Raw genomic sequence first — 12,990 nt, 5'->3', positions numbered from 1 at the left:
CGCGGTCATTCCGCGAGCGAGGCCATTTCGGCGCGGAAGCGCTCGGCGGTCCACGGCGCGCCGTCCGGCGTGCGAAAGCCGATGCGGTTCAGGCCCGCGACGACATCGTCCAGTTCGGTTGCGCCCGACTCGAACACGCGTTCGAGCGCGTCGCCGAGGTCGTTCTCGTACTGCGTCGGCTCGGCCTTGCGGGTCTGCCAGACGCGGTTCTCGACCTGACCGGGGATCTCGATCTGCCCCTTGCCCGCGACGTTGTTCGGCTGCGGCGCCACCCACGGCTTCAGGAACGGGTTGAAGTTGACGGTCGCTTCTTTCATGTCATTCCACCTTGATCTGGATTTCCTCGCCGGCGAGGCGCACCGCGTACTGCTTCAGCGCCCGCCCGCCCGGCCCCTTCAGGCACTCGCCCGTCCTGATGTCGAACACGGCCTCGTGCAGCGGGCACTCGACCGTGCCCTCGTCGACGAAGCCCTGCGTCAGCAGCGCGTACGCATGCGGGCATACGTTCTCGAGCGCATACACCTCGTCGCCGACGCGATAGATCCCGATCTCGACGCCGTCGGTCCGCTTGAACTCGATCGGCGTGTCTTCCGACAGCGCGCCGGCGTGTCCGGCGCAAACCCATTGTTCAGACATCTCACACCCTTCCTTCTGATCGACTCTCGATTTGTTCCATATCAGGAACATCAGTTTATGGATGGTGATTATAGGAGCGACTTTCCACGAGCAAAACAAAAAGCTGCTCGTCCTAGGGAAAACACCGACCGACAAATCGGCGGTCGCCCGAGTGCCGTGCGCCGTGCGTGCTTTTTTCTTCTACTACGAGGATTTACGGCCTCCTGGCCGACATCCCGCGCCGCCGGCTTGCATCGCTTTCGAATGCTTCCGACCCGAAAAATTTATTTTTTTCCAGCCATCCACCGCCTCTATACTCCATTCCATCAGAGGCACATCGTTCCTTATATGGAACAATAAAAAGCCCATCCGGCAGTGGAACCGCGTGACGGCTGGTCGTCCTTTCGCGCGCCGCCACGGCTCGTTTTCATTCGGTTGGAGAGTCAGGAGATCACATGGTCAAGCATGCGGTAGCAGCAGCAGTCATCGGGATGGGCGCCGTGTCGGGCGCATGGGCGCAGAGCAGCGTGGTGCTGTACGGCAGCCTCGATGCCGGCATTGCGTACGTCAACAACGCCGGCGGGCACGCAAAATGGGCGATGATCCAGGGCAATACGCAGCCCGATCGCTGGGGCCTGAAAGGCAAGGAGGATCTGGGCGGCGGCCTGTCGGCGATCTTCCAGCTCGAAAACGGCTTCTATACGAACAACGGCCAGTTCGCGACCGCGAACACGATCTGGAATCGCGCGGCATTCGTCGGCCTCAGCTCGGAGCGTTACGGCACGCTGACGCTCGGCCGCCAGACGCCGCTGTCGTTCGACTATCTCGATCCGCTCAGCACCGCCTATCTCGCGATGAGCTGGTACGCGTTCCACCCCGGCAACATCGACGGGCTCGCGGCGACCGGCAACGTGCCGTACAACAATTCGGTCAAGTACCGCTCGCCGAGCTTCGCCGGTTTCTCGGCCGCGGCGACGATGGCGCTCGGCAATACGACGAACTTCTCGACCGGCAAGTCGGTCGGCGTCGCGCTGAACTATGCAAACGGCCCGTTCAAGGCGTCCGCCGTCTATTCGAACGAGCACGATCGCTCGATCCTGATCAGCCAGACGGGGATCGCCTCGTTCCAGGGGCAGAACACCGCGAACGGCTATATCGCGAACAAGGTCGAGAACATCGGCGCGGGCGCGTCGTACCAGTTCGGCGACTTCCTCGTGCACGGCCTCTACACGCGCACCAAGATGCAGTCGAACGGCTATTCCGACACGTTCCAGAGCTACGACGCGGGCGTGAACTATCGCAGCAGCGCATTCAACACGATCGCCGGCGGCGCCGCGACGACGACGCTGTCGGGCCGCCGCTGGACGCAGTTCGAGCTCGGCGACATCTACGCGCTGTCCAAGCGCACGCAGCTCTACGCGAACGTGCTGTACGAGCATGCCTCGGGCGGCGCGCACGCGGCGTTCTTCACGGCCGGCGTGTCGAGCACCGCGAACCAGGTCGTCGTGCTGGCCGGGATCCACCACTCGTTCTGAGGTCGCGCAGGCGCGCGTCGTTGCGGGCTCTGCGGGCGCGCCGGCCGGTTACGCGTGCGCCGCGTCGAGCGGCCGCGACCGGGCCGGATGCCCGAATCGGGATAGGGGCGGTCAGTTAACCTGACCGATCCCCTCCCACACCACCCGGCATGCGGGTCCGCACCGGGCGGTTGGAATGGTTGAGGTTGCCGGGCTTGTGTTGCTCCCGACCCGACACCCAGGTTCGCTGTTGTCTGCTTCACCGAAACTGATTCCTCGCTGCCTGGGCCTGTCGGGCTTCACCCTATCCACCGTTCGGCGAGCTTCACTTACGCGAACATCTGAGGCTATTCACTTCCGAGAACCAGAGGGCTTGCCCTCCCATTCCTTCGGCCCTTCGCTGGCAGCTTTAGCCTTCCCGGCCACACCACCTCACTACTACGGCCTCTGCTGACTTCTCGCTCCGGTCTGCACCGTCGCCCTTTCAGGCACAAGGCGAGATCTCCCCAGGTAAGAACGCACTCCTTCATCGCACAACCGCCGTATTTACGCCGCTTCGCTTTGGTCACGAGAGCTTTGCGGTTTGTTGCCCGCTCGCCCTGCTCGGCAGCGCCTTCTATACGGTTCTTGTCCATCGGCTCGCGATTTACGCTCCACGCTTCCTCCCCACACTCGGTCGCCCTCATGCAGTTGCGCTTCACTTCATTCGCCATGACCAGCTTATGGCGGGACTTTCACCCGCAGGAGTGCGCCCATGCTGGGCGCACAACAAAAAGGCCGGGCCCTGTACAAGACAGGGCCCGGCCTTCATTGGTTGAGCCGCATGCGCAGCCTATCCCAGTCCCGGGAGTCGGTTCACGCGAGCCGTTGTTCGTTCATCGCGCGAGGCGCGACGCGCCCGAGCCGCGTCGGCACAGTCAGAACATCGCGACCTTGTGGCGCGCATGCGCGAAGGTCGGATCGCTCTCGAGCGGACGATAGTTCAGGCGCTGCGACAGATCGACCGCCGCACCGCACACCAGCTCGACAAGCCGCTCCTTCTCGCCCGCCTCGCCGATCTCCGAGCGCGGCACCGTCGCCGTGATCGCCGCGACGATCGAACCCGAATGGTCGCGCACCGGCGCGGTGACGGCCGAGATGCCGCTTTCGAACGCGGCCTCGCTGACGGCGTAGCCGAGCCGCGCATAGTGGCGCACGCGTTCGTACAGTTCGTCGACGGTGCCCGGCGTGCGCTCGGTGAACTGTTCGAGCCGTTTTTCCGGATAGAGCTGGCGCAGTGCGTCGCGCGTGAGGTCGCCCATCAGCACGTGGCCGTGGACCGTCGCGTGCGCCGGCAGCCGCGTGCCGACATGCACCTTCACCGAGCCGAACATCGACGCATTGCTCTGCGCTTTCGCGACGAACACGACATCGCGCTGGTCGCGGATCAGCAGGTGCGTCGAGAAACCGGTCGCGTCGCGCAGCCGTTCGAGCACGGGCGTACCGAGATCGGTCAGTTCGAGCGAATTCAGGTATTCGAAGCCGAGCCGCAGCACGCCGACGCCGAGCCGGAAATAACGGTCGCCGTTCACGCGTTCGAGAAAGCCGAGCGCCTCGAGCGTCTGCAGCAGCCGGAACGTCGTCGTGCGCGGGATGCCGATCCGCTTCGACAGTTCGGGCGCGCCGAGCACCGGCTCGCGCGCGGAGAATTCCGCGAGAATCCGCAGCCCGCGCTCGAGCCCCGGCACCAGATAGGACGATGCGCCGCCGGACGACTCGTCGTCGGCCGCCGCGTGCGGCGGCGCGTCGCCGGCGGCCTCGCCGGCCGTCGCGCGCGATGCGCTGGCCCGCCGTGCCGGCAGTTTCGGTACGCCGCTCATCGTAGTGTTGCCCCAGTGCACATGGACGAAATGAATTCGTTCAAGAGATATCCGCGATGAAGGATTATGGAATGCCGCTTCGGCCGGATCAACACGATCCGGCTCGCGGGCCGCTCGCGCCGACCGACGGTGCGCGGCGCGACGCGGCGCCGGCCGCATAGGCTGACGCGATTGAAAGGATATCAGCGATAGACGGGACTGCCCACCGCAGGCCGCATCGAACGCGCACGGGCCGCGCGCAGTGCGCCGGCGGCCGCCTCGTGTGCGCGTATACGGGAACCCGGCGCGCGCCGGTTGCGCCGCCACCCGAAGCGGGCGCCGCGCTCAGGCGATCACGGCGGCGTCGTACTCGGCACGGGCGCGCTGGCCCGCCGCGTACGCTTCGGCCTCGCCCCGGAAGCCTTCCCGGCTGAACGCCACGACCTTGACGCCGACCCCGGTCGCCCGCTTCACCGTCAGCGCCCATTGCCATCCGCCGTCTTGTTCGAAGACGTGCAGCGAGGGTTCGAAGGATGGGTCCAGTACGGTCACGCGGTGTGCTCCTGCCCGTCCGCATTGCATCGGCAACGCACGGGGCATGTCGAAAAGGCTTGCGCCGGACATCGGCGCGCTTCAGCCATTCGATAGTCTAGTCAAGGAATGTTGCGACGCACCATCAGAGGTTTCACTCATCTATCGGAACCGCACGGTCGATGAATCCGCTTGCAAGCCTTGTCGCACGGCCCTCCGAGCGGTGTGCGACGGCACGGCGGCGCACTCGTGCGGCAACGTGCCGCACGTCCGGGCGCTTGCCGTCGCCGGCCGTCCGTGGCCCGGAAAAACAGGTCGCGTTCGGGCGGGCGCGCGCTACCGCCCCGATCCCCCAGCGATCACGCGCCGGAACGTCAGGTTGACGCGCTCCCCCTGCACGGCCGGCGCCTTCGGCACGCGATGCTGCCACTCGGCCTGGGTGCGGCCGCGCATCACGAGCAGGCTGCCGTGCGTCAGGCGATACGCGTGCGTGACGCCGGTCGCGCGATGCCGGAGATCGAACACGCGCATCGCACCGAGGCTCACCGAGGCGATCACCGGCGCCTCGCCGAGCTCGGGCTCGTTGTCCGCATGCCAGCCCAGGCTGTCTTGCCCGTTGCGATAGCGGTTGAGCAGCACGCTGTTGAAATGCGCGCCGCAGGTCGTCTCGACCGCACGTTTCAGGTCGAGCACGGCGGGCGTCCACGGCGCCGGCACGTTGCGGATCCCCGAGTACAGGTAGACGGCATCGGGCTCGCCCTGCCATGCGGTGAGCCGCGGCAACGGAATGCGCCCGCGCGGCGTGCGCATCGTGTCCTGCCGCCACGCGACCTCGTCGATCAGCGCGGCCAGCAGGCGGTCGGCGTCCGGCAGCGCGAGCCAGTCCGGATACCAGTCCACGTCGGGAACGGGTGTATCGGCGAAAAGATCGGGCGTCGACATGAGGATAGGGACAGCGAACGGGCGAACACGCCATGCCTGCATACTAGCCAAGGGCGCGCGGCGCCGCCATGCGATCTCATTCGCGCCGGCCGCTCGCCGCGCGCCGTGGCCGCCCGCGGCAAACCGGCATGCATCACGCTATCATCGCGGCCTGTCGCAACGCGCCGCCCGCCGGCGCGCCGCGCTTTTTCACCACGCCCTCCGGCGCGAGCCGGACGGCTGTTTCCCGGATCCCATCATGACGCTCTCCGATTCCGCACTCGACCAGTTGTTCCTCACGGCCCGCACGCACAACGCGTGGCAGGACAAGCCTGTCGACGACGCGCTGCTGCACCGGCTGATCGACCTGGCGAAATTCGGCCCGACTTCGGCGAACTCGAGCCCCGCCCGCTTCGTGTTCGTCAAGTCGCCCGACGCGAAGGCGCGCCTGAAACCGGCGCTGTCCGAAGGCAATCTCGCGAAGACGATGGCCGCGCCCGTCACCGTGATCGTCGGCATGGACCTCGCGTTCCACGAACATCTGCCGCGGCTGTTCCCGCACGCCGACGCGCGCAGCTGGTTCGCCGGCAACGACGCGCTGATCGAGGCCACCGCGTTCCGCAATTCGTCGCTGCAGGGCGCTTACCTGATCCTGGCCGCCCGCGCGCTCGGCCTCGACGCGGGCCCGATGTCGGGCTTCGACGCCGCGAAGGTCGACGCCGCATTCTTCGCGGGCACCACGATCCGGACCAACTTCCTCGTGAACCTTGGCTACGGCGATCCGGCCGGCCTGCACCCGCGCAGCCCGCGCTTCGATTTCGACGATATCGCGCGCATCGCCTGACCGGGACGCGGCGCCTACGCGCCGCGCGTGAGCCGGATCAGCGTGATCTCGGAGGGCACGCCGAAGCGGTTCGGCGGCCCCCAGTACCCGGTTCCGCGGCTCGTATAGAGCCACATGTCGCCGACACGGCTGAGCCCGCCGATCACGGGCTGTTGCAGACGCACGAACGGCGGCCACGGCAGGAACTGGCCGCCGTGCGTATGCCCCGACAACTGCACCGAGAAACCGGCCCGGTTCGCGTGCTCCGCACTGCGCGGCTGATGCGCGAGCAGGATCCGCGTGCCGACTTCCGGCGGCGCGCCCGCCAGCGCACGCGCCGGATCGCTGCGATGCGCCGGGTCGAATCCGCCCGCGGTGAAATCGGTCACGCCCGCGAGCACCGCGCGCGCGCCGTCGTGCTCGATCAGCACGTGCTCGTTCAGCAGCACCGTCAGGCCGATGCGCCGGAATTCGTCGATCCACGCATGCGCACCCGCGTAGTACTCGTGGTTGCCCGTCACGAGAAAGCTGCCGTGACGCGAGCGCATCGTCCCGAGCGGCGCCGTATGCGCGCGCAGGCGCTCGACCGAGCCGTCGACCACGTCGCCCGTCACCACGACGCAGTCGGCGTCGAGCGCGTTGACCGCGCGCACGATCCGCTCGACGTAGGGACGCTTGATCGTCGGCCCGACGTGGATGTCGGACAGCTGCACGATCTTCAGGCCGTCGAGCGCCGGCGGCAGCCCCGCCACCGGAATCGACACGTGCCTGACCGCCGCCGTGCGCCGCGCGCCGACGAAGCCGATCGCCGTGACCAGCAGCGCGCCGACCAGCACGCCGCGCGCCGTATCGGACGCCGCGCCGGTCCATGCGCCCGCGCCCGGCAGATGCCGCCACAGGAACGCACCGAGCAGCACGAACTCGCGCAGGAAGGTCAGCACCAGCAGCGACGAGAAGAAGCCCATCGCGAGCGCGCCGGCCCAGCCGAACAGCGTCGCGGGCCAGCCTTCGTCGAAGCGGCGCGAGAACATGCCGACCGGGATCAGCACGCAGAAGCTGGCCAGCACGAGCGCCGCGAGCGTGCGCGCGAGCGGTGAAGCGAATGCGTCGGGAATGATCCGCAACCCGACGTACAGATGGAACAGCACGCCGATTGCAATGAACCGGACAAAGAAACTGCGCATGGAGCACTCATCCTCGTGGCGATACCGCTTTCGCGATGCGCGTCGGGCGGGATCGCCGCGCTTCGCGCCGTACGCAGGATGGTACACATATCCATGGCGTCCGCTCGTCCGGCCCGGACGGTGCGGGGCGCCGCTTTCGTCGCCGGTTTCGACAAGCGCGATTCGTGCCCGTCCGTGCGGCAACCCGAGGTTCGCGCGTCGATTCCATCCGGTTCGCGCGTCAATGCGCCGTCCGGCCTTTCATCTGACGATCCTTTACCATCCGTTAGCAAACCTACACGAACCCATGCCGACGGGCGCGCCAACCGCCCGGCCGGCGCCGGCGCCGAGCACCGCCGAACCGGCATCGGCGCGGCTATTCGGGCGCAGGCGACCACCACGAACCGAACCGCACGCCCCGTCCCGCGCCGCCATCGAAGCGCGCCGGACCGCTAGCCGCCGGCATCGCGCTGATTTATTATCGGCCCCATATCGCGCAACCGCCGTCGCGGCGACGGTTCGCGTTGCGCCGCGCCCGGCCTCCACCCCCATCGTCGAGCTCGTCACATCATGAGAAAAACAACGCCGCTGCGCGTCGCCGCCATCCTGGTGCCCGCCATGCCGCTCGCCGGCTGTACCTCGCGCGGCGCCCCGTCCTTCGCGCTGTTCGGCGCGTACTTCCCGCTCTGGCTCGTCAGTGCGCTCGTCGGCGTGATCGGCGCGATCGTCGCGCATCGCGTGTTCGTCGCGACCGGCTGGGCCGCCGTCGTGCCCTACCAGCTTGCCGTCTGCACCGCGATCGGCCTCGTGGTCGCCGTGATCGTCTGGCTCGCCGGCACGGGGCCGTTCGCATGAAGGCCGCCGGACTCTCCCGCCCGTCCGCGAAAGGCCGCGTGATCGCGCTGGCGATCGTCGCGCTCGGCATCGCGGCCCTCGCGTACGCGTATCACCGCACCACCGCGTACCCGTCCACCGACGACGCGTCGATCGACGCGGACGTCGTGCACGTCGCGTCGCCCGTCGGCGGACGCATCGTGCGGCTCGCGGTGCACGAGAACCAGCGCGTCGCAAAAGGCGACCTGCTCTATGAAATCGATCCGGTGCCGTACCGGCTGACGGTCGCGCAGGCGCAGGCCGACGTCGAACTCGCGCGCGCGTCGCTCGACACGCGCCGCCGCTCGCTGATCGGCGAGCGCTCGAATGCGGCGGTCGCTGCCGGGCAGGTCAAGCGCGCGCAGCAGAATCACGATCTCGCGACGCGCGACGTCGAGCGGCTTGCACCGCTCGCCGCGCAGGGCTATGTCAGCGCGCAGCAGTTCGACCAGGCGAAGGTCCGGCAGCGCGACGCGGCCGTGTCGCTCGCGCAGGCGCAGGAGCAGCAGCGCGCGTCCGCGCAGACGATCGGCGACGAGGCCGACGCGATCGCGACGCTGCATGCGCGCGAAGCCGCGCTGGCCCGCGCGCAGCACGCGCTCGAGGACACCGTCGTGCGCGCGCCGCACGACGGGCTCGTGACGGGCCTGACGGTGCTCGCCGGCGAAACGCTCGCGCCGAACCAGTCGATCTTCACGCTGATCGACGCGAGCGAATGGTTCGCCGTCGGCAACTTCCGCGAGACGTCGCTGAACCGCATCGCCGTCGGCGACTGCGCGACCGTCTATTCGATGATCGACCGCGGCCGCCCGATGACGGGCAAGGTCGTCGGCATCGGCGCCGGCATCGCCGACAGCGATCGCATCAACCTGCCGCGCTCGCTGCCGATCGTGCAGCGTTCGGTGAACTGGGTGCATGTCGCGCAGCGCTTCCCCGTGCGCGTGAAGCTCGACGAACCCGACGCCGGGCTCGTGCGCGTCGGCGCCAGCGCGATCGTCGAGGTCCGGCATGGCTCAGCCTGCCGCTGAAGTCCGCTCGCCCGGCCTGCGCGAAGTCCTGCGACTGCTCGCGCCGTTTCCGGGACGCACGGCGATCGCCGTGCGCGTCGCGCTGATCTGCACGCTGACCATGCTCGTGACGAGCGCGTACGGCACGCCCGAGGCCGCGCTGTCCGCGTACGTCGTGTTCTTCATGATCCGCGCCGACCGCGTAACGAGCATCGTGCTCGAGGTCGCGCTGCTGCTGATCGTCACGATCGTGATCGGGCTCGTGCTCGGCATCGCGATCTTCAGCATCGACTACCCGATCCTGCGCGTCGCGTGCATGGTCGTGATGTCGGTCGGGCTGCTGTACCTGACCTCGGCCAGCAAGCTGCGCCCGGTCGGCGCGATTCTCGCGATGATCGTCGGCTTCGGGCTCGACGAGCTCGGCCTCGCGCCGTTCGGCGAAGCGGCGACGCGCGCGCTGCTCTATATCTGGCTGACGGTCGCGATTCCGGTCGGCGTCGCGATCGTCGTCAATCTGCTGATCGCGCCGTCGCCGCGCAAGCTCGCGCTCGCGCAGCTCGCCAAGCGGCTGCGGCTCGCCGCACGGCGACTGCGCGGCGACGACGACGCGCGGGCCGGTTTCGACGCGAGCCTACGCGAGGGCGACAAGCAACTGCTGACCTGGCTCAAGCTGTCGAAGCTCGAAGGCTCGTCGTCCGCCGCCGACATCGTCGCGCTGCGGCAGGCCGTTGCATCGAGCACCGCGCTGCTCGTCGCGGTCGCGCTCGCCGATCGCGAAGCGGATGCGCGGCTGCCCGACACGTTCGCGGCGCCGATCGCGGCCACGCTCGACGAGATGGCCGCCATCCTCGAACGCGGCGGCTATCCCGTCGACATCACGCTCGCCTTGCCGCCGGCGGACGCGCTGCCGCCGCTCGCGCGCATCGCGGCAGCGGACCTGCACGCGGCGATCACGCGCTTCGCGCAGCCCGATGCGATTGCCGGCTCGCCGGCGACCGACGCGGCAAAACCGGCCGCATCGCCGACGCCGCCAACCGCCCCACGCGGCGGTTTCTTCCTGCCCGACGCGCGCACCAATCCCGACCACATCCGCTACGCGCTGAAAACGACGGCCGCGGCGATGTTCTGCTACCTGCTGTACTCGCAGCTCGACTGGTCGGGCATCCATACCTGCTTCATCACCTGCTACATCGTGTCGCTCGGCTCGACGGCCGAGACGGTCGAGAAGCTGACGCTGCGGATCGCCGGCTGCATCGTCGGCGCGCTGCTCGGCACCGCCGCGCTCGTGTTCGTCGTGCCGGCGCTGACATCGATCGGTCAACTGATGATGCTCGTATTCGTCGGCGCGTGGCTGTCCGCCTGGGTCTCGTTCGGCTCGCCGCGCATCGCCTACGCGGGCTTCCAGATCGCGTTCGCGTTTTTCCTCTGCGTGATCCAGGGCGCCGGGCCCGGCTTCGATCTGACGATCGCGCGCGACCGCACGATCGGCATCCTGCTCGGCAACGTCGTCGTGTATCTCGTGTTCACGCGCATCTGGCCCGTCAGCATCGGCAAGCAGATCGACGTCGCGCTCGCGGCGCTGCGCGAGCAGTGGCGACGGCTCGCGCAGATCGCGCAGCCGGCCGAGCGGCGCGCACTCGCGGCCGAAGCGTTCGCGCGCCACGGCGCGATCGCGCAGGAACTCGGCCTCGTCCACTACGAACCGTCGTGGGTGCGACCGACCGCGGCCTGGCTCGCCTCGCGCCGACGCGTGCTGGCCGAGCTCGGCGCGCTCGAGGGCCCGCTGTTCCTGCTCGCCGAGCGTGCGCCCGGCGACGCGGCGATCGGCACGCGGCTCGCGCGCGTGGCCGAACTGCACGACGACGAAGCGATGCCGGGCGCGCACGATGCACGTGAAGAAGCAACCCCGGCGCCGGCCGGCACGCCGCCGTCGTCGCGACCGGCCGGGCAGCCCGTGCCGAACACCGCGTCTGCGCCGGCGGCCGACCCCGCGCGCGACGCACTGCTGAACCTGATCGACGCGCGGCTCGCCGCCATCGCCGACGCCGCGCGTCAAGCCACTTCGAAGGAGTCTGCCGCTCATGCGCCGACCTGAAACGCCGGCCGCGTCGATCGTCGCAGCCGCCCTCGCAAGCGCCGTCGCGCTGGCCGGTTGCGCGACCTCGTCGATCGATCTTGCTCCCGACGCATCCGACCGCCCGTGGCAGCCGCAGACGTCCGCGGCGGGCGAAATCCTGGCGGCGCCGCCGCACGCGTCCGCAACGCCGCACGACTACACGCTGCCCGCCACGTCCGCGCTCGCGTCGGTATCGCCGCCCGCCGCGCTCGATCCCGCGCACGCGTATACGCTGCCCGAGCTGATCGACCTCGCCGAATCGACCAACCCGCTGACGCGCATCGCATGGAACGATGCGCGCAACGCGGCGCTCGCGGTCGGTATCGCGAAGGCTGCCTACCTGCCGCAACTGTCGGCGACCGCGATGGGCGCATACCAGACCGGCCACGGCACGACGTCGACGATCCTCGGCGACGCGTCGAGCGACACCACCGTGCACGGCACGATCTCCGCGCTGTCGCTGCAATGGCTGCTGTTCGACTTCGGCGGCCGCGCGGCGCGCGTCGAGGCGGCCGAACAGGCGTCGATCGCGTCGAACGTCGCGTTCACGGCCGTGCACCAGCAGGTGATCCACGACGTGACCGTCGCCTACTACCGCTACGAAGCCGCGCGCTCGCGCGCGCTCAGCGCGCAGCAGGGCCTCGCGAACGCCGATGCGATCCTCGCGGCGTCGCGCGCGCGACTCGGGCACGGCGTCGGCACCGTCGTCGAGCTCGCACAGGCCACGCAGAACCGCGCGCAGGCGAACCTCGCGCTCGTGCAGGCGCGCGGCGCGGAAAGCGACAGCTACCTCGCCCTCGTGTCCGCGCTCGGCATCTCGCCGCTGTCGAAGCCGACCATCGCCGCGCTGCCCGTGCGGCCGCTGCCGGCCACGCTCGGCTCGTCGGTCGACGCGATCGTGTCGGACGCGATCGCGCGCCGCCCCGACCTGCAGGGCGCGTATGCGCTCGAGAAGGCCAACCGCGCGAAGATCAAGGCCGCCGAGGCCGCCTTCATGCCGAAGGTGTTCCTGTCCGCATCGACGTCGTATGCGAGCGGCCACACGGCCCTCTCCGCACTGCCCGCGATCGGCGACCAGGCGCCGACCGTGAACCTGAACGGCAGCCGCTACGGCGGCGGCGTGTTCCTCGGCGTGACGATTCCGCTGTACGACGGCGGCCTGCGCTCGGCCGTGCTGATGCAGGCGCGCAACGACGCGCAGAGTGCGACCGAACGTCTGACGCGCACGAAGGAGGAAGCCGTGCGCCAGGTCGTCGCCGCGCAGAACGCGGTACAGACGAGCCTCGCGTCGCACGATGCCGCGAAGGCGCTCGTCGATGCCGCGCAGACGAGCTACGACGCGGCGCTGACCGCGTACCGCAGCGGCGTCGGCTCGATCACCGATGCGACGCTCGCGCAGAGCCAGCTGCTTGCGGCGCGCAACGCCGAAGTCGACAGCTATGCCGGCGCGCTGTCGGCGGCCGCCGCGCTCGCGCTCGCGACCGGGGCGATCGGTTCGGCGCAATAACGCCCGCGGCAGACGGCGGCCTGCCCGTGTTCCGCCGTCGCCGCGGTTGACGCCCGCGCACGCGGCCCACTAGAATGCCGCG

The 12,990-nt window shown here is 69.1% G+C and carries 12 protein-coding genes; 6 read left to right on the top strand and 6 right to left on the bottom strand.

Annotated elements, in window-relative coordinates:
- Positions 1 to 5: 5 nt before the first annotated feature.
- Both WS57_RS04765 and WS57_RS04760 read right to left on the bottom strand, forming a co-directional pair.
- On the bottom strand, positions 6 to 317 hold the full coding sequence (locus WS57_RS04765) for a recombinase-like helix-turn-helix domain-containing protein (protein WP_009692515.1): 312 nt from the start codon (positions 315 to 317) through the stop codon (positions 6 to 8).
- Position 318: 1 nt separating this feature from the next.
- A complete protein-coding gene (locus tag WS57_RS04760; protein WP_006396774.1) occupies positions 319 to 636 on the bottom strand; it encodes a non-heme iron oxygenase ferredoxin subunit in 318 nt (105 codons plus the stop codon).
- Between the two features lie 434 nt (positions 637 to 1,070).
- On the opposite strand from WS57_RS04760, the gene WS57_RS04755 reads away from it, so the two are divergent.
- Positions 1,071 to 2,150, top strand: a complete 1,080-nt coding sequence (locus WS57_RS04755) for a porin (protein WP_040131495.1) — start codon at positions 1,071 to 1,073, stop codon at positions 2,148 to 2,150.
- 896 nt (positions 2,151 to 3,046) lie between these two features.
- Here the strand turns inward: WS57_RS04755 and WS57_RS04750 are convergent.
- The 3 genes from WS57_RS04750 to WS57_RS04740 all read right to left on the bottom strand — a co-directional run bounded on the left by WS57_RS04750 (position 3,047) and on the right by WS57_RS04740 (position 5,440).
- Complete coding sequence (locus tag WS57_RS04750; RefSeq protein ID WP_059518691.1) at positions 3,047 to 3,988, bottom strand: IclR family transcriptional regulator; 942 nt, start codon at positions 3,986 to 3,988, stop codon at positions 3,047 to 3,049.
- A 324-nt stretch (positions 3,989 to 4,312) separates the two neighbouring features.
- Positions 4,313 to 4,519, bottom strand: coding sequence for a hypothetical protein (locus WS57_RS04745; protein WP_009690594.1), 207 nt, complete (start codon positions 4,517 to 4,519; stop codon positions 4,313 to 4,315).
- A 315-nt stretch (positions 4,520 to 4,834) separates the two neighbouring features.
- Positions 4,835 to 5,440, bottom strand: a complete 606-nt coding sequence (locus WS57_RS04740) for an alpha-ketoglutarate-dependent dioxygenase AlkB family protein (protein ID WP_059600797.1) — start codon at positions 5,438 to 5,440, stop codon at positions 4,835 to 4,837.
- Positions 5,441 to 5,678: 238 nt separating this feature from the next.
- Between WS57_RS04740 and WS57_RS04735 the strand changes: the two genes are divergently transcribed.
- Complete coding sequence (locus WS57_RS04735; RefSeq protein WP_009690592.1) at positions 5,679 to 6,263, top strand: malonic semialdehyde reductase; 585 nt, start codon at positions 5,679 to 5,681, stop codon at positions 6,261 to 6,263.
- Positions 6,264 to 6,277: 14 nt separating this feature from the next.
- Here the strand turns inward: WS57_RS04735 and WS57_RS04730 are convergent, their stop codons facing one another.
- Positions 6,278 to 7,426 (bottom strand): metallophosphoesterase, encoded by a 1,149-nt coding sequence (locus WS57_RS04730; RefSeq protein ID WP_059480012.1) that lies wholly within the window; start codon positions 7,424 to 7,426, stop codon positions 6,278 to 6,280.
- Positions 7,427 to 7,975: 549 nt separating this feature from the next.
- Here WS57_RS04730 and WS57_RS04725 point away from each other — a divergent pair.
- The 4 genes from WS57_RS04725 to WS57_RS04710 are packed head-to-tail and all read left to right on the top strand — an operon-like array spanning position 7,976 to position 12,908.
- Complete coding sequence (locus WS57_RS04725; RefSeq protein ID WP_069243810.1) at positions 7,976 to 8,260, top strand: hypothetical protein; 285 nt, start codon at positions 7,976 to 7,978, stop codon at positions 8,258 to 8,260.
- Positions 8,257 to 9,306, top strand: a complete 1,050-nt coding sequence (mdtN, locus tag WS57_RS04720) for a multidrug transporter subunit MdtN (RefSeq protein WP_009690589.1) — start codon at positions 8,257 to 8,259, stop codon at positions 9,304 to 9,306. Before WS57_RS04725 ends, mdtN begins: the two co-directional genes overlap by 4 nt.
- Entirely contained in the window at positions 9,287 to 11,380 is a 2,094-nt protein-coding gene (locus WS57_RS04715; protein ID WP_069243809.1) for an FUSC family protein, read from the top strand. The genes mdtN and WS57_RS04715 overlap by 20 nt, the downstream gene beginning before the upstream one ends.
- Positions 11,367 to 12,908: a TolC family protein gene (locus WS57_RS04710; protein WP_069243808.1), complete on the top strand. Its 1,542-nt coding sequence runs from the start codon at positions 11,367 to 11,369 to the stop codon at positions 12,906 to 12,908. Before WS57_RS04715 ends, WS57_RS04710 begins: the two co-directional genes overlap by 14 nt.
- The last annotated feature ends 82 nt before the right edge of the window (positions 12,909 to 12,990 follow it).

It is taken from the genome of Burkholderia pseudomultivorans, assembly GCF_001718415.1.
Classification (GTDB): domain Bacteria; phylum Pseudomonadota; class Gammaproteobacteria; order Burkholderiales; family Burkholderiaceae; genus Burkholderia; species Burkholderia pseudomultivorans_A.
Note: the sequence above shows the minus strand (reverse complement) of the source record. Positions and strands in the feature narration are given on the sequence as shown.

What these genes read in the sequence shown, in the direction of transcription:
- mdtN (WP_009690589.1), top strand. Translation starts at nt 8,257, where the DNA reads ATGAAGGCCGCCGGACTCTCCCGCCCGTCCGCGAAAGGCCGCGTGATC.
- WS57_RS04740 (WP_059600797.1), bottom strand. Translation starts at nt 5,440, where the DNA reads ATGTCGACGCCCGATCTTTTCGCCGATACACCCGTTCCCGACGTGGAC.
- WS57_RS04710 (WP_069243808.1), top strand. Translation starts at nt 11,367, where the DNA reads ATGCGCCGACCTGAAACGCCGGCCGCGTCGATCGTCGCAGCCGCCCTC.
- WS57_RS04735 (WP_009690592.1), top strand. Translation starts at nt 5,679, where the DNA reads ATGACGCTCTCCGATTCCGCACTCGACCAGTTGTTCCTCACGGCCCGC.
- WS57_RS04750 (WP_059518691.1), bottom strand. Translation starts at nt 3,988, where the DNA reads ATGAGCGGCGTACCGAAACTGCCGGCACGGCGGGCCAGCGCATCGCGC.
- WS57_RS04725 (WP_069243810.1), top strand. Translation starts at nt 7,976, where the DNA reads ATGAGAAAAACAACGCCGCTGCGCGTCGCCGCCATCCTGGTGCCCGCC.
- WS57_RS04715 (WP_069243809.1), top strand. Translation starts at nt 9,287, where the DNA reads ATGGCTCAGCCTGCCGCTGAAGTCCGCTCGCCCGGCCTGCGCGAAGTC.
- WS57_RS04765 (WP_009692515.1), bottom strand. Translation starts at nt 317, where the DNA reads ATGAAAGAAGCGACCGTCAACTTCAACCCGTTCCTGAAGCCGTGGGTG.
- WS57_RS04730 (WP_059480012.1), bottom strand. Translation starts at nt 7,426, where the DNA reads ATGCGCAGTTTCTTTGTCCGGTTCATTGCAATCGGCGTGCTGTTCCAT.
- WS57_RS04755 (WP_040131495.1), top strand. Translation starts at nt 1,071, where the DNA reads ATGGTCAAGCATGCGGTAGCAGCAGCAGTCATCGGGATGGGCGCCGTG.
- WS57_RS04760 (WP_006396774.1), bottom strand. Translation starts at nt 636, where the DNA reads ATGTCTGAACAATGGGTTTGCGCCGGACACGCCGGCGCGCTGTCGGAA.